The 18186-nt window shown below is 58.7% G+C and carries 17 protein-coding genes; 13 read left to right on the forward strand and 4 right to left on the reverse strand.

From position 1 onward, the window contains the following. The first annotated feature begins 182 nt into the window (after positions 1 to 182). From lon to BLQ12_RS09280, 4 genes are all read left to right on the forward strand, one after another. On the forward strand, positions 183 to 2585 hold the full coding sequence (gene lon, locus BLQ12_RS09265) for an endopeptidase La (RefSeq protein ID WP_092210360.1): 2403 nt from the start codon (positions 183 to 185) through the stop codon (positions 2583 to 2585). A 185-nt stretch (positions 2586 to 2770) separates the two neighbouring features. Beyond that, positions 2771 to 3814 carry a sensor histidine kinase gene (locus BLQ12_RS09270; protein WP_175469606.1) on the forward strand — a complete coding sequence of 348 codons (1044 nt, stop codon included), beginning with the start codon at positions 2771 to 2773 and terminating at the stop codon, positions 3812 to 3814. Between the two features lie 131 nt (positions 3815 to 3945). Continuing rightward, the gene (locus tag BLQ12_RS09275) at positions 3946 to 4770 is read left to right on the forward strand and encodes an SDR family oxidoreductase (protein ID WP_092210362.1); all 825 of its coding nucleotides are present in this window, start codon (positions 3946 to 3948) and stop codon (positions 4768 to 4770) included. Positions 4771 to 4817: 47 nt separating this feature from the next. Next, positions 4818 to 5360 (forward strand): GNAT family N-acetyltransferase, encoded by a 543-nt coding sequence (locus tag BLQ12_RS09280; protein ID WP_092210363.1) that lies wholly within the window; start codon positions 4818 to 4820, stop codon positions 5358 to 5360. A 247-nt stretch (positions 5361 to 5607) separates the two neighbouring features. Here the strand turns inward: BLQ12_RS09280 and BLQ12_RS09285 are convergent, their stop codons facing one another. From BLQ12_RS09285 to BLQ12_RS09295, 4 genes are all read right to left on the reverse strand, one after another. Then, positions 5608 to 6033 carry a DUF3783 domain-containing protein gene (locus BLQ12_RS09285; protein WP_175469607.1) on the reverse strand — a complete coding sequence of 142 codons (426 nt, stop codon included), beginning with the start codon at positions 6031 to 6033 and terminating at the stop codon, positions 5608 to 5610. Positions 6034 to 6052: 19 nt separating this feature from the next. Next, positions 6053 to 7180, reverse strand: coding sequence for a hypothetical protein (locus tag BLQ12_RS27380; protein ID WP_175469608.1), 1128 nt, complete (start codon positions 7178 to 7180; stop codon positions 6053 to 6055). Between the two features lie 77 nt (positions 7181 to 7257). Continuing rightward, on the reverse strand, positions 7258 to 8562 hold the full coding sequence (locus BLQ12_RS09290) for a COG3014 family protein (protein ID WP_092210365.1): 1305 nt from the start codon (positions 8560 to 8562) through the stop codon (positions 7258 to 7260). Positions 8563 to 8711: 149 nt separating this feature from the next. Further along, positions 8712 to 9314, reverse strand: coding sequence for a penicillin-binding protein activator LpoB (locus BLQ12_RS09295; RefSeq protein WP_092210366.1), 603 nt, complete (start codon positions 9312 to 9314; stop codon positions 8712 to 8714). Positions 9315 to 10263: 949 nt separating this feature from the next. Between BLQ12_RS09295 and BLQ12_RS09300 the strand changes: the two genes are divergently transcribed. From BLQ12_RS09300 to BLQ12_RS09340, 9 genes are all read left to right on the forward strand, one after another. Then, on the forward strand, positions 10264 to 10683 hold the full coding sequence (locus BLQ12_RS09300) for a cytochrome c3 family protein (protein WP_175469609.1): 420 nt from the start codon (positions 10264 to 10266) through the stop codon (positions 10681 to 10683). Between the two features lie 112 nt (positions 10684 to 10795). Further along, the gene (locus BLQ12_RS09305) at positions 10796 to 11467 is read left to right on the forward strand and encodes a methylenetetrahydrofolate reductase C-terminal domain-containing protein (protein WP_092210367.1); all 672 of its coding nucleotides are present in this window, start codon (positions 10796 to 10798) and stop codon (positions 11465 to 11467) included. A gap of 149 nt (positions 11468 to 11616) precedes the next feature. Beyond that, a complete protein-coding gene (locus tag BLQ12_RS09310) occupies positions 11617 to 12252 on the forward strand; it encodes a respiratory nitrate reductase subunit gamma (RefSeq protein WP_254782028.1) in 636 nt (211 codons plus the stop codon). A gap of 36 nt (positions 12253 to 12288) precedes the next feature. Next, complete coding sequence (locus BLQ12_RS09315) at positions 12289 to 12687, forward strand: 4Fe-4S dicluster domain-containing protein (RefSeq protein WP_092210369.1); 399 nt, start codon at positions 12289 to 12291, stop codon at positions 12685 to 12687. 75 nt (positions 12688 to 12762) lie between these two features. Then, the gene (locus BLQ12_RS09320) at positions 12763 to 13689 is read left to right on the forward strand and encodes a methylenetetrahydrofolate reductase (RefSeq protein ID WP_092210370.1); all 927 of its coding nucleotides are present in this window, start codon (positions 12763 to 12765) and stop codon (positions 13687 to 13689) included. Between the two features lie 118 nt (positions 13690 to 13807). Beyond that, complete coding sequence (locus tag BLQ12_RS09325) at positions 13808 to 15277, forward strand: ATP-binding protein (protein WP_254782029.1); 1470 nt, start codon at positions 13808 to 13810, stop codon at positions 15275 to 15277. Next, positions 15274 to 16791, forward strand: coding sequence for an ATP-binding response regulator (locus tag BLQ12_RS09330; RefSeq protein ID WP_254782030.1), 1518 nt, complete (start codon positions 15274 to 15276; stop codon positions 16789 to 16791). Before BLQ12_RS09325 ends, BLQ12_RS09330 begins: the two co-directional genes overlap by 4 nt. Then, positions 16788 to 17072 carry a hypothetical protein gene (locus tag BLQ12_RS09335; RefSeq protein WP_092210371.1) on the forward strand — a complete coding sequence of 95 codons (285 nt, stop codon included), beginning with the start codon at positions 16788 to 16790 and terminating at the stop codon, positions 17070 to 17072. Before BLQ12_RS09330 ends, BLQ12_RS09335 begins: the two co-directional genes overlap by 4 nt. 326 nt (positions 17073 to 17398) lie before the next feature. After that, positions 17399 to 18169 (forward strand): enoyl-CoA hydratase/isomerase family protein, encoded by a 771-nt coding sequence (locus BLQ12_RS09340; protein WP_092210372.1) that lies wholly within the window; start codon positions 17399 to 17401, stop codon positions 18167 to 18169. Positions 18170 to 18186: the final 17 nt, after the last annotated feature.

The following is an 18186-nucleotide window of genomic DNA, read 5'->3' on the forward strand; positions in this document are numbered from 1 at the left end:
ATGAGAAGGTGCCTTACCTTTTATCAATCAGCGATCGGTCTTGAAGGCATGGGGTTCCTTAAAGGCCCGAAGAGTCATCTTTGCAAGCCCGTCTCCCGTCGACCCATTTTCCGGTCCCGCTGAATCCATAGCATAATTCCTTAAGCAGACAACCCATGCTTATTCGTGAAAGGAGCCTGACCATGGAAAACGATGAGCCCATTACTCCTGAAGTCGTGTCTGAAAACGAGGCAGATCAGACCTCAAGCCTTGCCATTCCTCATCAGATTATGCCCGATAACCTGGTGATCCTTCCTGTCACCGGGCGTCCCTTCCTGCCGTTTCAGGCCCAGCCCCTTATTATCAGCCAGGATAAGTGGCAGCCCACCATAGAAAAAGCCATCAACGAGAGCAACGGTCTGGTGGGTTTGGTGCTGGTGAGGCCCGAAGCCGGAGAGGTGCTCGGTCCCGACAGTTTTTTCCGCATGGGGTGCGTGGCGCAGATCCACAACGTCATGGCCGACGGCGAAAAACTGCAGGTGGTGGCCCAGGGGGTCCGGCGGTTTACCATTGAGGACTTTTTGTCCAAGGAGGCCCCCTTCCATGTCCGGGTGACCTATCCCGTGGAGACAAGGGGGGACACGGAAAAGCTCAGGGGGTACTCCGTTGCCGTGATCAAGGGCATTCGCGAGATCATCCCCTTGAACCCCCTGTACGGGGAGGAGGTCAAGAACTTCGTTACCCGGTTCAGCCCCAACGATGCCTCGCCCCTGGCCGATTTCGGGGCGTCCATCACCACCGCCCCGGGCAAGGACATCCAGGACATCCTGGAGACCACCTCTCTGATGGATCGCATGAAAAAAGTGCTGGTCCTGTTGAAAAAAGAACACGAGTCCCTGAAACTCCAGAGCGAAATCAGCCAGGAGGTGAACAAAAGCCTCAATGACAATCAGCGAAAATTTTTCCTCCGGGAGCAGCTGAAGGTGATCCAGAAGGAGCTGGGCATCGCCAAGGATGATCGCACGGCAGACATCGATCAGTTCCGTGAGCGCCTGGAGAAGCTGGACCCGCCCGAGCATGTCCTGGAGCGGGTGGAAAGCGAGATAGACAAGATGCAGGTCCTTGAAAAGGGCTCGCCCGAATACGCCGTGTCCCGCAACTACCTCGACTGGATCACCTCCGTGCCCTGGGGGGTCTCCTCCGAGGACAAGCTGGATATCAAGGGGGCGCGAAAAATACTCGACCGGGACCACTCGGGGCTCATGGACGTCAAAGACCGCATCATCGAGTTCCTGGCCGTGGGGGTCTATAAACAAGAGGTTTCGGGCTCCATCATGCTTCTGGTGGGCCCTCCGGGGGTGGGCAAAACCTCCATCGGAAAATCCATTGCCGAGGCCCTGGGGCGGAAATTTTACCGGTTCAGCGTGGGGGGCATGCGCGACGAAGCGGAGATCAAGGGGCACCGCCGAACGTACATCGGGGCCCTGCCGGGCAAGTTCGTTCAGGCGCTCAAGGACACCGGCGTCTCCAACCCCGTAATTATGCTTGATGAGATCGACAAGGTGGGGGCCTCCTACCAGGGAGATCCCGCCTCTGCCCTTCTGGAGGCCCTGGACCCCGAACAGAACAGCGAGTTCCTGGACCATTACTTCGATTTGAGGCTGGATCTGTCCAAGGTGCTTTTTATCTGCACGGCCAACCAGCTGGACACCATCCCCCAGCCCCTTTTGGACCGCATGGACATGACAAGGCTCTCCGGGTACATCACCGCCGAAAAGGTGGAGATCGCCCGCAAGCATCTCTGGCCCCGCCTCATGGAGCGGAGCGGGATTCCCAAAAAACAGCTGAAGATCACCGATGCGGCCATTCGGACCATTGCCGACGGCTACGCCAGGGAAGCCGGGGTCAGGAACCTTGAAAAACAGATGAACCGCATCGTCCGAAAAGCGGTGGTGAGCTTTCTCACAACCGGGGACAAGCCTGTCTCCGTGGGGGTTAAGGACATCCCGGAGTACCTGGGGCCGCCCATTTTCCGGAAAGAGCGTCCCATGGAAGGGGTGGGCATCGTCACGGGCCTTGCCTGGACCACCATGGGGGGCGCCACCTTATCGGTGGAGGCCACCAAGATCCACGATCTTGCCAAGGGCTTCAAGCTCACCGGGCAGCTGGGGGACGTCATGAAGGAATCAGCGGAGATCGCCTACAGCTTTGTCTCCTCCCACACACGGGATTTCTCCGTGGACAAGGCCTACTTTGATTCGGCCTTTGTCCACCTGCATGTGCCGGAAGGGGCCACCCCCAAGGACGGCCCCAGTGCCGGGGTGACCATGAGCACGGCCCTGATCTCCCTTGCCACCGGACGAAAGATTGACCGGCCCCTGGCCATGACAGGGGAGATTACCCTGACGGGAAAGGTTCTTCCCGTGGGAGGCATTCGCGAGAAGGTGATCGCGGCCCGTCGTATCGGTATCCGGGAGCTGGTGCTTCCCGACGACAACCGGCGGGATGTGGACGAGTTGCCCGATTACATCAGCAAGGGCATGACCTTTCATTTTGCAAAGGTCTACAAAGATGTCTACAAGGTGGTGTTTGGCAACTCGAAATAACGCACAGCTGCCTGCTGCGGCGTTGACAGGGCTGTTCCTTTCCAGCCGCAGCGGGCATGGCATGCTTCAACCCAAGGGCAACGGAGGGTCGAGCCGTGGATCAAGCGGTGACGCAATTTGCTTCGGTGGAGCGACTTGGGCCAGGTGAAATCAGGGCTCAGAGCCAGCTTTTCACGAGTTTTGAAATGCGCGAACTGGCCGAGGCCCTCCCCGTGGTGTTTCTGGTCCTTAACCGGTGCCGCCAGATTGTCTGTGTGAACCAGCGGTTCCTTGAACTTGCCGGGGTCAAGGACTCGGAGCAGGTGTACGGCAAGCGTCCCGGGGAAGCACTGGGGTGCGTCAACGCCCTCTCCTCGGAGTCTGGCTGCGGCACCACCGAGTTCTGCAGCGTCTGCGGAGCCGTGAAATCCATCCTGGCCTCCCAGGATGAGAAGCCTTCGGTGATGGAGTGCGTCATCACCAGTCAGGGGGGCGGGGTTCTGGAACTGCGGGTCCGGACCTCACCCATCTGGCGTGGGGGGGAGCTGTTTACTATTTTTTCCGCGGTGGATATCTCCGACGAGAACAGGAGGAAAAGCCTGGAACGCACTTTTTTCCATGATATCTCCAATACCGCAGCCGCCATCTCCGGTACCGCCGAGCTGTTGATGGACGGCCCTGGCTTCGGGCCGGATGCAGGGGAAGTGGAAACGGTTTTTTACGCGTCCCAGTGGCTGTTGGACGAGATCCGTTCCCACAAGAATCTCCTGGAGGCCGAGGCCGGTGAGCTTCAGCCCCAGTTCATACCGGTCTCCGCCCTGGAAACCCTCCGACAATGCCTGGGGCTTTACACCCGGAACAAATCCACCCATTCCCGCACCCTGAGTCTCTCCCCGGATTCCCGGGACGCCGTCGTCGAAACCGACCCGGTCCTTTTGCGGCGCATCCTTATCAACATGTTCAAAAATGCCCTGGAGGCGACCCCCGAAGGGGGCCGCGTGGATACCGGCTGTACCCCCTGCGGCGATGCCGTTCATTTTTCAGTAACCAATGCCGGCTACATCCCCCGCGATATTCAACTTGGGATTTTTCAGCGTTCCTTTTCCACCAAGGGCAGCGGGCGGGGGGTGGGCACGTACTCCATGAAGCTTTTTGCCGAGCGATATCTCGGTGGCACCGTCAGTTATACCTCTTCGCCGGATTCCGGCACCACCTTCTCCCTTTTCCTCCCTTGTCGCAACGAGGAGTAACGAATACCTTGATTCCTCGCATGCATGGTGTATGATCCCCTGTAGTCCCATGGTTCATGAATGCTTGTTTGTGTTTCTCTTGATTTCCAGTGTGTTGTTCTCAATTTAAATCGCACGGCAAAGGAGCGGAGATGTCTGAAAAGAAGCGAATTGTGATCACCGGAGGAGGCTCCGGACTGGGAAGGGCCCTGGCCCTTGTCTATGCGAGAAAAGGGTGGCGGGTCTGTGTCGCGGATATGGACGCGCGAACCGTTGAGGAGACGGGGCGGATGATTGGCGACGCGGGCGGCGAAGGGCTGACCCGGCTGTGCGATGTCACGGCGGAGGGGGCTTTCGAAGAGCTGGCCCGGACGGTTAAAGACCAGTGGGGGGGCCTTGATGTCCTGGTCAACAATGCCGGGGTGGGTGCTGCCGGGACCCTGGATGCCATCCCCGAGGATCGCTGGGAGTGGATCATGGATGTGAATTTAAAGGCGGTGATCCAGGGGTGTCGTCACTTTATCCCCTTCATGGAGGCCCAGGGCAGCGGCCACATCGTCAATGTCGCCTCCAGCGCGGGCATCGTCTCCTTCCCTGAGATGAGCAGCTACAACGTGACCAAGGCGGGGGTGATTTCCTTGTCCGAGACCCTTTTTTCAGAACTCGCGCCCCAGGGCATCGGTGTTACTGTGGCGGCTCCTACTTTCTTCAAGACGAACCTGATGGAACGTTTCCACTCCACGGACGAGCAGCAGCGAAAAGTCGCCGAAGGGCTTTTCGCAAAGACAAAGTATACCGCTGAGGATGTGGCCCGGGAGATTGAGAAGGCCGTGCGAAAGAAGAAGCTTTATGTTATTCCTCAATGGGACGGCAAGATCATGTGGTGGATGAAGCGGCTGAGTCCCGAGCTTTTCCACAGGGGCATGGCTGTGTTTACAAAAAAAAGAGGCTTTGAGCGGATGTTCGCCAGGGCATGATAAGACAGGGCTCCCTGGCCCGCGGAATTTTTTAAGAGAAGGTGGGTATGGATTTGATCAGTTCCCGGTTGCGTTTTCGCCCCATGGAGGAACAGGACCGGCGCTTTATGCAGCGTTTTTTAAGCGATGGAGAGCTGACACGCTGGCTCCCCGTGGATTACCCCTGCCCCATAGAGCAGGTCCACCTCCATGTGGACCGTCGGCTTGAACACTGGGACCAGTACGGTTTCGGGACCTTTGTGCTGGAAGAGCTGCACGGCAGGGAGCCCGTGGGGTACTGCGGGCTGGAGCATGTGGTGGAGAGCCCCTTCATCGATCTGCGTTACGGTTTGATCCAGACGGTGCAGGGCCGGGGGCTGGCCTTTGAGGCGGCCATGCGGCTTGTTCTGTATGGCTTTCAGGGGCTTCAGCTGCCTCGGATTTACGGGGCGGCCATGCCGGAAAACAGGGCCTCGGTGGCGGTGCTGACCAAGGTCGGCATGCGTCCGGACAAGCGGTTCGATTGCTACGGATCCAATCTGTTTACCGCCTCCGTGGACCGGGCCACCTTTGAGCAGGCCATCCTGGCAGGTGTGGAGCAGGGGACGTGACCACTTGACCCGTCAGGGCTCAGGCACAAAAAATGCCGCTGCGCTTTAACCCGAGGGACGAGGGTTAAAGCGCAGCGGCAAACAGCTTTCAAGGTGGCTCACCTTGCCGCCGGAGGCATCGCTTTTGAATGTTTTATTTTTGTCCCGTTTTGCAAAACCGCTTCGATACCGAAGCGGTTTTTTTATTGTCTGCAGGCAAAGCGGCGTCAGGATAGAACGGCACCGGATGAACGGATTCGTCTTGCTTCTATCTTTTGCGGCGGGCGGCCTTGGCCATCTCCTTCTGCTCTTCGGAAAGGTGCTTGAGGAGGGTGCCCAGGGGCCAGGTCTCACTGGTTTCGGTGAGGGTGGCCCACAGGGTTCGGGGAAGGGCGTTTTCGCGCCAGCTTTTCATGAGCTGCTGGAGCTGGTTTCCAGTGATACCGGCCATGACCACGGCCACCCCGCCCAGGGCTTCCCAGTTGTTCGGCTGCTCGGTAAAGAGCTTTCCCACCGGGGTCGCCAGATCGTCTCGTCCCGCAAAGGCGATGGGCAGGTCGCTCCACCCGAGTTGTCCCACCAGGGACACCAGGGCGTCTGCCGTTTCGGTTTCAAGGCCGCAGACCAGAAGGCCTTTGGGGCCGTAAAGCGGGGTGTCGTCGATGTCCATGGGCTGCATGGTGCCGTCGGTCATGGTTGCTCCTTTCAAGGCGTTAGTTGAAATAGGCGACAATTTCAGCGGACAGAGCACCTGCGAGGCTGCGGGTGGCTTTGACGCCGGCTTCCTGATAGGTGATGTGGCCTTCGCGTTTGTTTTCGTTGAAGCTTCCCACCATCTTGCCTGTTGTGGGGTCGATGATGGCCACATCGGCTGTTGCGCGCATGAATTTGAAATTGGGGTTGTTGAGCTCCACCCGGGAAAGGGTCATGGAGATGTGCAGGGTGGCATCGCCGCCGCGCCCGTTGGATTCCACAAGGAAACCGGCTTCGGTGAGCTTTTTGGCCAGCTTGCGGGATAGCTCCTCGCCGTTGGGTGCATCGACCTTGAGGTTGAGCCGGAAATCTGTTTTGACCTTCTGAAGGGTTGAGACAAGGGCCTCGAACTCCTTGTGGTCAGCTCCCCGGGTCGGACGGTTGATGACGCGGAGGCGGCTCACCAGGGCCTCGCGCTCAATGAAGAGGTCCATGGCTTCGTTGAGGTGCTTGAGCTGCATCAGCTTTCCGCGGCTGGCCCGGGCTGCCTGTTCCTCCACCTCGATGCGGGCGTTGAGCCGGTTGATGTCGTGTTGCCATTTCTCAGCGGCACGTGCCCGGTCCAGGCCCGCCTCGGCCATATATTCCCGTCCGTCTTTGGTGACGGACCCTATCTCCACGCCTTCCAGTTCAACGGAAGAAGCCACACGGATTTTGGACTGCACGTTTTTGTAGAGGGTGTCCCCCTGGGCGGAGTCCGTGACGGCCCGGGTGACCGAAGAGATGTCGCTTTCGATGCGGGACTCGAAAATATTGGAGAGCTCCGCTTTGGCCCGACGCACGGCTTCGGGACGGGATTGCCCGTACCCTTTGGCGATGAGATGGGTGGACTCGGAAAAGTCTGGCGCAGGGGTCCCCTTGGCCGGGGCGGGCCTGTACTCTTCACGGTGAGGGGGCTCAGGGGCCGGTTTGGACGCAGGGGCCGCGGCCTGGGCCGGAGGACGCCCTTCCAGTTCGTCAAAGGCTTGTCTGGCGCGCTCTCGCTGGGCCTCACTGCTGCTGCTGGTTCGGGCCTTGCCCGGAGTGGAGGCCACGCAGCCGGAAAGGGCCAGTGAGGTGGCAAGTATCAGGGGCATCAGTCGTTTCATGTGTTCACTTATCTCCCTTGCTGGGCGGGCATCATGGGCGTGTCCGGTGCCTTGCTGGGCACCGGACGTACCGGTGGTTAATGCATGGTATGGTTAAAGACAAAGACGGTCTCTCCCGCCTTGACGTTGACCGTTTCAAGGTAGGCGTCGACCCCTGCGCAGGTGATGGCCGAGGCCTTGTATTCGCCGGGTTCCACAAACCGGCTTGCGAGATAGATTTCACCGGGCAGCGTGCGCCAGGAGCGGGTGTCCGCTTTTTCCGTTGCACTGGCTGCCACCTGGCCCGCAAGCTGGGCCAGCATCCCGGCAAATTCGCCCTGTTCTTTTTCTATCTGCTTGGCCGCCGCATGAACGGCCACCTGTTTGGCAACGGCCCGGGCAATGGTCTTGGTCCAGATGCGGGTTTTTCTGTCGTCCAGGTTCTTGACGGCAATGGCGGTGATGTTTTCCGCCAGGGCCGACGGCGTGGTGAGGGTGCTGCCGTTTGTGTCGGTCAAGACCAGGCCGCTGTCCCTGCACCCCGGCGGAAAGGTGACGTATCGGGGAAAGGCGATGGAGACGGGGCCTGTGGGGGCCAGGTGGGTGATCTTGTTTTCCACCTTTTTGGGGGCCTTCCCGTTTAACTGCACATAGACGATGCGTCCCTTTTTACGGGTGGCACGGTGGGAGGGCACCGTACCGGTGTAGCCCTTTGTCAGGCGCTTGGCTTCCCGGACCCTGTCTGCGGGAACAGCCACGCGCAACAGGTCGGCATACAAAGAGGGCGGGGTGGGGGTGCCGTAAGCCGCGTTGTAGTCTTTGTAGGCCCTGAACGCCTCGTAATAATAGATGTAGGCGTCGCTGTATTCGCCGTCCATTTCGCTCAGGATTCCGCTGATGTAGCGGCCCAGTGCGTCTTCTTTGTACACGTTTTTCGACTCGTACTGGTCGTTGTACTCCGTCAGGAGGGTGTTGAGCTTCCGGCACTCCACAAGGGCGCTTTCGTAGTCGCCCCCGCGGATATAGGTGAAGGCGGCCATCATGTTGATGAGGGCCCGTTCAAAGTCTTCACCCGGGTAGTCGATGATCAGGTCGTTCACCAAGAACGAGGCGGCACCGGCGCTGAGGCTTTTGGTCCAGAGGGCCTGGGCCATTTCATCGGCTTGGCTGAACTCGGCCGCGGCACTTTTGAGGTCGCCGCACTCGTAGAAGATCATGGCGCAGTCGAGGTGATAGAGCAGCTGGGCATGTTTGCCGTAGTCGGATTGCCTGGTTTTGATCATCTCCTTGGAGGCGACGCAGTCACCGGCCTTGAGAAGGCTGTCCAGGTTGGCGTAGTTAAATGTAGGAGCACATCCGGTGGTGGCGATAAGAAGCGCCACCAGAAGAACAAGTCGTTTCATGGGGGTCACACCTTCCTCATGAGAGCATTACACGGAGCGAGTGGACGGGCAGCCGGGCTGGCCGGAGACCGACCAGCCGGAATGCCGCCGATCTCCTGATGGAGATCGGGCGGTTTTTCGTCAATCGATACGCTGGGAAAACAGGCAGATTAAAATTTGAAACGGCTCTGCTTGATCACTTTTTTGATCTGTTTTTCCCCGATCCATACTTTTTTGTTTTTTTCCAGGTCAATAAGGGTCAGGTCTACCTGGTAGAACCGTACGGATTTCCCCCCGTCCTTGTTGACGATGCTGTTCAGTTCCCCCTGCAGCATAAAGTCGGCCCCCACCTCCTGGCCGGCTGATTTGGCGGTCTCTTCCGAAGCGTGGGACGCCTGGTCCAGACGTTCGTCGCGAATTTCGTCCCGCTCGCTGCGACTTGCGGCGAACTCCACCTGGCCGGAGTTGAGCAGGGCACGTTCCAGGTTGCGGACGAAGGTTTTCACGTTGATGTGCTCGTGGCTCTTGTTTTTTACCGAGCCGATGATGACCACGGGGTTCTCGCCGTTGTTTGCCTTGTAAAACCGGTTCAGCCAGGGGCGGGAGAGCACATCGTCGATCATTTCGTCGGCAACGAGCCGGGAGTCGGTATCGTTCCATTTGTCCCCCACGTCCGTGACGCTGTCGGTCTCCACGCGCTGGGTGGAGACGGTCTGGCATGCCGTCAGGAGGGCAAGCAGGACGAAGGCAACAAGAAGGGCACTTTTTTTCATGGGCTACGGTTCCTCGATTTGTCTGAATAAAAAAAACGGTCCCCGGGGATGCCCCGGGAGCTGGTTGCAGGCCAAAGGGACGCTTGGTTGTCCCCTGAAGGGTCGCCGAGGCAGTGAACAGGTAACCATCGGTTTTCACTTCGTGACGAAGGGTGTCCCCCCTCCTATTTCTCAGGCACCCGTGCCTGAAACTTAGAAATTATAGGAAGCCGCATCAAGTGATGTCAACATGAAAAACGGTTTCTCGTAAAGTGACGGCAATGGAAAGAATGCCCTGTGAATTTCGAGTGATATAGATCACAGCGTTCCCTTTCGCATGAAGGAAATATGGCTGTCGGTTGAGGCCGTGGGGCGAGGGCGGTCGATATGTCCTTAGAAAGCGATGAGATGGGACTGGACCAGGGGCACCTTGGGCAGGAAGAAGAGGTATGTTTGGTTGAATTGTCCGATTGTAAAATTTTTGCATAGGGATATAATGGGGGCCTTGTCGGGGTCCAGGGGCTTCGGTGGGCTCCGGCCTTGCGTGTACTTAAGGGGGTGGCGTTTTGTCCGCAATATGTGGCACGCAAGGGGGCTGTGAAGACAAATGTTTAGCTATTGCTGCAGGTGTTCCTTGCGTGGTGATTCCGTTATTAATTTGAACTCTTTCTTGTTTTGAAAGGGTTTCAGGATTGGCTACGAAGAAATCAAAAGTTGAGTTTTATAGTTACTTGACATCAGAAGTCAATTTGCGTATTGAAAGTATCACGTGTCTGATAGGTGTGCTTGAGGCTGAACGGTGTACGCTTAGGGCGGGCCCGGCATCGCGCGTTGCGATTCAGGACACGATCCGTGCATTTTCTCTCTCTTATTGTTTTTTCCTTTGACGACACCTGGTTGTGATGGCTGGAAGGGATGCTTCCACCATCATCTTATGTTCATCCATATCTGCGAGGAGTGTGACAATCCCATGGATAAAATCAGAACACGATCTTGCGTAACGTCGTTTTTCATGCTCGCGGCACTGGCCCTGTGCCCGGTGGCGCCGACTGCCGGGGCAGCGGAGGCGGACGCCAAGCAGAGACCTTCGGTCTCCTTTCCCCATGAGATGCATTTTGATGTGGCCGAGGACTGCCTGTCCTGCCATCACGACTACCAGGACGGGGAGAATGTCCTTGATGAGGACCTTCTCATGGAGACGGAGCCGGAGGAGACCATGGTGCTCAACAGCATGGACCGGGAGGAGCTCAGTGCCGTGTCCTGCGTCTCCTGCCACGGAGATGATGCGAAAACAGGACCCATGGATGCCTTTCATAACCAGTGTATCTCCTGCCATGAAGCCGAAAAAGCCGGTCCGGTCATGTGTGGTGAGTGCCATGTAAGGCCGTAACGGTTCGTCATGGAAAGATGCCGCCGGGCAGCCGCCTGGTCGGCGAGGGATCATGCCAGATGACAGCCTCATCCGGGGATGGGGTTGAGATAACTTATAATGGGAGGGAACCGTGGTTAAAGCCAAGAGAAAACCGTTGGAAGAGATCGCAGATGCCATATCCGCTTACGGCAAGGTGCTGACCGTGGGGTGCGGCGGCTGCGTATCGGTGTGTCTGGCCGGAGGGCAGCGGGAGGTTTACGAACTCAATGCCGAGCTTGAGCTGACGTTCAAGCAGAGCGGCACCTCCAAACAGCTGGGCAACTACACGGTGGAACGGCAGTGCAACATGGACCTGATGCAGGAGCTGGACGACATCGCCGTGGACTACGACTGTATCCTCTCCATGGCCTGCGGGGCCGGGGTGCAGCTCATGGCCGAGCGCTACCCCGACAAGCCTGTCTTTCCGGCGGTCAACACCATGTTCATCGGTGTGGACCGGAGCCTGGGGATGTACGAAGAGAAGTGCAGGGCCTGCGGGGAGTGCGTCCTGGCCTACACCGGCGGCATCTGCCCGGTGACCCGATGCGCCAAGGGCCTGTTCAACGGTCCCTGCGGCGGCACCAACAACGGCATGTGCGAAGTGAGCCAGGAGGTTCCCTGTGCCTGGCTGGATATTTACGAACGGCTCAAGGCTCAGGATCGCCTGGACGATATCCTTAAACTCCAGAAGGTGATGCAGTGGCAGAACCAGCTCCAGCGCACCGTGGTTCAGCCGAAATACGAGAAACGCTATTACAAGTGATGCCGTGGTGCCTCCTCAGCAAGGAGCCTTCGGGCCGATGGTGCATCGGCGGCTCCGGGTACCGGTGAAAGGGGCATCCCTTTTCACGCAGACGTCAACCCATTGAAAAGGAAAGTGGGGCTCTCATGTATGATTTTATAAGGGGTCCGATGGTCTGGATTTCCATTGCGATCTTCTTCGGCGGCATCATCTGGCAGGTGATTCGGTTTCTCTCCCTCTCCAGTCCCGTTGAGGATCCGAAACTGAAGCGTCCGCAGGGCCTGGCGGCCGAGGTGCCGCCTGCCGGGGCGGGGGGATTTCTCCATGCCCTGAAGCTCTCCATCTTTAAAACGAGCCCGGGAATGATCATCGTCACCTCGGTCTTTCATTTTTGCCTTGTGGCTGTGCCGCTGTTTCTCCTGGGGCACAACATCCTCATCGAGCGGGCCATCGGGTTTTCCCTGTTTTCGCTCAGCGAACGAACCTCGGATGTGCTCACCGTGGTGTTTCTGCTCTGCGGCGCGTTTTTTCTCTACCGCAGGCTCTTTCTTGCCCGGGTCCGGATTATCACCAGCGGGTACGATTACCTGATGCTGCTCCTGGCCACGGCTCCGTTTATCACGGGGTTTCTTGCGTATCACCAGGCGTTTGACTACAAACTGATGATCGTTTTGCATATCCTGGCCGGTGAGGCGATGCTGATTTTTGCGCCCTTCACCAAATTTGTCCACATGGTCTACTTCTTTGCGGTGCGGTTTTCCGTCAAGGGCGAGTGGGCTCTGGGCAGCGGCAACAGAAACTGGTAGCCCGTTCAGGGGCTCCCTTCCATACGGAGAGTCGACATGTTCAAGAAAAACACAGCCGGGGTTGACACCGACCTTATCAAGAAACGGCTCGACAGCAGAAAGGCAAAGATGAAGCTCTCTCTGGCCGCATGTGCCCACTGCACCCTGTGCGCCGAGAGCTGTTTTCTCTTCAACGCCCGGGACAACGATCCCACCTACATGCCCTCCTACAAGTTCATCAACTCCATCGGGGTGCTGTACAAGAAAAAGGGGATGGTGGACCGGGCCACCCTGCAGGATATCCGCGACGTGGTGTGGGAGCGATGCGTGCTCTGCACGCGGTGCTATTGCCCCTTCGGCATCGATATCCCGGAAATGCTCGCCTTTGCCCGCACCATCTGCCGCGAGCAGGGCGTTTTTCCCGATTTTGAGAAAGAGCAGAAACATGCGGGTTAACTGAACGTCGATATGGCTTGTTCTACCTTTTGCGAGGCCATGGAAACATAACACACAGCGAAGGAATGTGCCGATATGAAATCAGGAAGCAATCTTGAGAAAATTCTCGCAGCAGGACACTTTGCATTTACCGGCGAGCTGGGTCCCCCACGCGGTTCCAACGTCGAGCATGTCAAGGAGAAGGCCCAGCACCTGGTCGGCCATGTGGACTCAGTGAACATCACCGACAACCAGACCGCCATGGTGCGTATGTCCAGCTGGGCCGCCGCGCTCCTGGTCAACGAGATGGGGCTGGAGCCCAACTACCAGATGGTGTGCCGGGACCGAAACCGCCTGGCCATCCAGGCCGATGTCTTAGGGGCCTCGGCCATGGGCATCCGCAACATGCTCTGCCTCACCGGCGACCACCAGATGTTCGGGGACCATCCCAACGCCAAGGGTGTGTTTGATATCGACTCCATTCAGCTCATCAACACGGTCAAAACCATGCGCGACGAGGGGACCTTCCTCTCCGGCGAAGAGATCGACGGGCCCCCGAAGATGTTCATCGGGGCGGCGGCCAACCCCTTTGCCGATCCCTTTGAGTGGCGGGTTCACCGCCTGGCCAAGAAGGTGGAGGCCGGGGTGGATTTTGTCCAGACCCAGTGTGTCTACAACATGGACAAGATGCGGGAGTGGGTGAAGCAGGCCGTGGACATGGGCCTCACCGAAAAGGTGCACATCCTGGCCGGCATCACCCCCATGAAGAGCGTGGGTATGGCCAAGTACATGAAAAACAAGGTGCCCGGCATCGAAGTGCCCGATGATGTGATCAAGCGGCTCCAGGGCGCGGGCAAGGGCAAGGTGGCTGAGGAGGGCATCAAGATCGCCTGCGAGCAGATCGAGGAGTTCAAAGAGATGAAGGGCGTTAACGGGGTGCACCTCATGGCCATTGAGTGGGAGCACCGGGTGCCGGAGATCGCCGAGCGTGCGGGCGTTCTTCCCAGGCCCGTTGTGGAGTAACGTCTGGGTGTGTGCATGATGTGAGTGTTCAGAACAAAGCACTGGATTTAATGTTGAGGCCGCGATGCAATCGGAAGACCGTTGTACGCGGCCTTTTTTTTGATGGAGCCGACTCACTGTGTATCCGGACAAACGCGATGGAACCATACGGGCCATTGAGGAGAAGAAGCGAAACCTGATGCTGGTTTCGCGGGATCTGCGGGTGATTGCCACCAACTTCCGCCCGGGCCTTCGCCGCATGGGCCGGCAGTGCCTGGGCCGGACCTGCCATGAGCTTCTCTACCGGCGAGGCCTGCCCTGCAGCCCCTGCCTTGCCGTGGAGGTGTTTCGAACGGGCATGCGGGCCGTTCGAAAGGTGGAGGCGGTGGACGGCAAGCCCCTGCCTGAAGCCTGCCACTACGCCTACCCCCTCTACAGCGGCGATGAGGTCGCCTATGTGGTGTTGCTGGACTACGATGTCTCCTCCTTTGAGGAGATGGAAGAGAGCCTCGTTCGCTCCAACGCGTTTTTGAAAAACCTCATCAACAGTGCCGTGGACGGGGTGATCGCCGCCGACATCCAGGGCCGGATCCTGATCTTCAACGACGCGGCCTCGGACATCTGCGGGTTTTCCGTGGAGGAGGCCGTGGGCGGTATGGACATCCGCAAGGTCTATCCCCCGGGCGTGGCCGAAGAGATCATGAAGAAGATGCGCGGTGCGCCCCACGGAGGCCCGGGCAAGGTAAAGGCCCTTCGGGTGGACGGCATGAACAAGAGCGGGGAGCGCGTGCCCATCAACCTGGACGCGGCCATTGTCTACGAGGAGGGCAGGGAGGTGGCCTCCATCGGGTTTTTCCGGGACATGCGCGAGGTGCTGCGCATGGAAGCCGAGCTCAAAGGGACCCAGCTTCAGCTCCTCCAGGCCGAGAAAATGGCCTCCCTCGGGAAGCTGGCTGCGGGCGTGGCCCATCAGATCAACAACCCCCTGGGCGGGATCCTGCTGTTTGCACGCCTCCTTTTGGAGGAGTACGAGCTCCCCGAAGAGGCCCAGCAGGACGTCAAGCGGATCCTCCGCGACGCAGGCCGGTGCCGGGACACGGTGCGCGAGCTTTTGGAGTTTGCCCGCCAGACCCAGCGGGAGATGTCTCCCCTGGACATCAATCGGGCCATCAGCCGGACCCTCTACCTTTTGGAGAGCCAGACCATTTTCCAGAACATCGAGATCCGCCAGGAGCTGGACGCTTCCCTTCCCCAGGTGGTGGCCGACGGCCAGCAGATGAACCACCTGTTCATGAACATCATCTTAAACGCCGCCGATGCCATGGACAACGAAGGCGTGCTCACGGTCAAGAGCGGCGTGGCGTCCAAGGGCCGGGTCTTCGCCGAGGTCTCGGATACCGGTTCCGGGATCCCCGAAGCCCTTCTCAAGCGGATTTTCGAGCCCTTTTTTACCACCAAGGCGGCCGGGGAGGGTACGGGCCTGGGGCTGAGCCTGGCGTACGGCATCGTGGAGAGCCATGGGGGGACCATCACCGCGTCCAACAACGAGGGGGCAGGTGCCACATTCCGAGTGGAGATTCCCTGCAGCCGATCACAAGGAGAGCCATGAAAGCGATGGACGAGGATGCCGTCAAGGTCTTGATCATCGATGACGAAGAGGACATCCGGGAAGGGTGTCGGCGTTCGCTCTCCAGGGGAGAATGCGAGGTGCTCACCGCGGCGGACGGGGCCGAGGGCCTTTCCGTCCTGGAGGCAGAGAGCCCCCGGGTGGTTTTTCTGGACCTGAAGATGCCGGGCATGGACGGCATGGAGGTCCTGGCCATGATCCGGGAGACGGCCCCTGCCTGCCTGGTGATCATCATGACCGGGTTTGCCACCGTGGAGTCCGCCATCATGGCCATGAAGAACGGGGCCTATGACTTTATCGCCAAGCCCTTTGAGCCCGAGCAGATCCGGTTGGTTGCCGGGCGGGCCCTGGCCCATATCCGTGTGGTCCGCAGAGCCGAAGAGCTCAAGCGGGAGCGGGAACGCACCCTGGCGGACCTGGGGACCGAGCAGAGCCGGGTGGCTGCGATCCTTGAGTCCCTGCCCAACGGGGTGGTGGTGACCAATGCCTTTGGCATGGTGGTGCTGATGAATTCGGTTTTTCAGCGGCTTTTTGCGGGTGGGGTTCCGTTGACGGGGCAGGACCACATTTCACGCTACATCGACAATGCCGATTTCTGCCTCTGGATCAACAGCATCTCCACCGGGGTGTTCATGACCGACGGCAAAATCCCCTCGTGTGAACTCCAGGTGCCGGGAAACGGCTTTTTCCTTGCCAGGGGCCAGCATGTGCTCTCGGCGGAGGGGGAGTGCCTGGGGGCGGTGGTAACCTTGACGGACATCACCGACCTCAAGACCTTCGACCAGATGAAGTCTGAGTTTGTCTCCAAGGTCTCCCATGAACTCCGCTCCCCCCTGACGGCCATCTGCGAGCAGCTCTCCATGGTGGACGAGGAGGCAGGGGACGCCATGGGGGAGGAGAACAGGGGCATGGTCCGCCGGGCCCGGGACAAGACCGGGGCTCTGATCTCTCTTATCGGCGATCTTTTAGACCTTCAGCGCATTGAAGGGGGGGCGGAGTTCTCCCAGCCCCGTGAGGTGGAGCCTGCCGGTCTGCTATCCGCCATGGTGGATTTTCTGAGGGCACGGGCCCAGGCCCAGGGGGTCTCTCTGGAGCTGGCGCTTCCTCCCGAGTCCCTGCCCATCCTCTACGCCGACCCCACGGCCCTTGAGAGCATTTACGGCAACCTCATCACCAATGCCATCAAGTACACGGGGAGCGGGGGGCATGTGACGGTGACCGTGTCCGTGCCGGATGCCGGGGGACTCCGTGTGGCGGTCACCGATGACGGCTTTGGTATCGAAAAAAAGCACCTGGAAAAGATTTTTGACAAGTTTTACCGCATCAAAGATGATAAAAGGCGGTTTATCGTGGGGACGGGGCTCGGGCTCTCCATTGTCCGCCAGCTTGTGGACGGACTTGCCGGGGCCATTGAGGTGACAAGCCAACCCGGTGTGGGCAGCACCTTTACCGTCACGCTTCCAGCTAAAAACCAGGTCGCTGCAGAGGATGCATGAACCCGAAGAACCCCTTTAGAAACGAAAAAGTCGAAGGCCTCATCACCGAGTTAAGGGGTGCTGCCACGCGCATGGAGCGCCTCATCAGAGAACTGCCCACCACGGATTCCGCGGTGCTGGGGGAGCTTCACAGCCTCTCCATGCGCATCGACCGCATGGTCTCGGAAGACCCGGGCAGGGAGCGTCGCTCCATGCTTCTGGACCAGGCCAGGCGAAAAGCCATGTTCCAGAGGCAGCGGTACATGAAAATAACCCACTCGGGCTACCTTCGAAATCGCTGAAAAGGGTGGCCGTGCCCTTTTCTCCTCTCCGTATTCCTGCCGCAGGTTTGCCCCCCTTTGTGGCGCGTCAGAGCCTGTTCATCACCGCATAGTCCGGTTCGTCGCCGAAAGTTCGAAATGCCGTGCCGTTTGTGGCTCTCTGGGGGTGCGGCGAGGCGGGGTTGCCCCGGGTTTTCCGAAATGCGGGATGGACATTTCGGGGCAAGTCGGGTATATCCATTTTTTGCCGCCTGTAAAAAAAGACAGACGGCCGGTGAACAAAGTTCTGTGTGTTTATATAGGTATTTTTGTGTATTTTGTGACCATTGGTCGTTTCGGAGGGAATTATGATTAAGGAAAGAGTCGAAGACGGAATCGTCATTATCACCTTGTCCCATGGTGCCACCAACTCCATTACCCTTGACACCCTGCGCCAGATGGATGCCATCGTCAAGAAGGTCAATGAAGACGACGCCTTGAAGGGAATCGTTTTGACCGGGGACGGGCGTTTCTTCTCCAGCGGGTTCCATCTTCCGGATTTTATCGGGTTCCAGTCCCATGAAGAGGCGGTTGCCTGGTTTGAAGAGGAGGAAGAGCTTCTCACCAACTTTTTTACCTGCGAAAAGCCTGTGGTCTCCGCCATCAACGGCCACTGTGCCGCCGCCGGTCTGATCTGGTCCTTTGCCGCCGACTACCGCCTGGTTAAAAACCATCCCAAGATCCGTATGGGCATGAGCGAGATCAAGATCGGCCTGCCCCTGTCCATCGCCCAGTACCATGTGGTTCGCTATGGCCTGAATGACGACCGCACCTATCGCAACGTCATGTTCTTCGGTGAGATGATTGGCGTTGAAAAGGCCCTTGAGATCGGCATGGTGGACGAGATTGTCGAAGAGGACCAGCTCATCGAGCGCGCCAAGCAGATCGTGACCTCCTGGATCGATACCCCGAACCGGCCCTTCCTTGTCATGAAGAAAATGATGCGGCTGGACACGGCCGACAGCATCCGCAACCGTCTGGCCAGCGAGCCCTGGCGAGACGGCTTCGATATCTTTACCAAGCCGGAAGTGCGCGGTACCCTGGAATTTGTTCAGTCCATGATGGAAGGCAAGAATTGATGTAAGGGGCTGGAAAG

Origin of the sequence: Desulfoluna spongiiphila (genome assembly GCF_900101345.1) — a bacterium.
GTDB classification, from domain to species: Bacteria; Desulfobacterota; Desulfobacteria; order Desulfobacterales; family Desulfolunaceae; genus Desulfoluna; species Desulfoluna spongiiphila.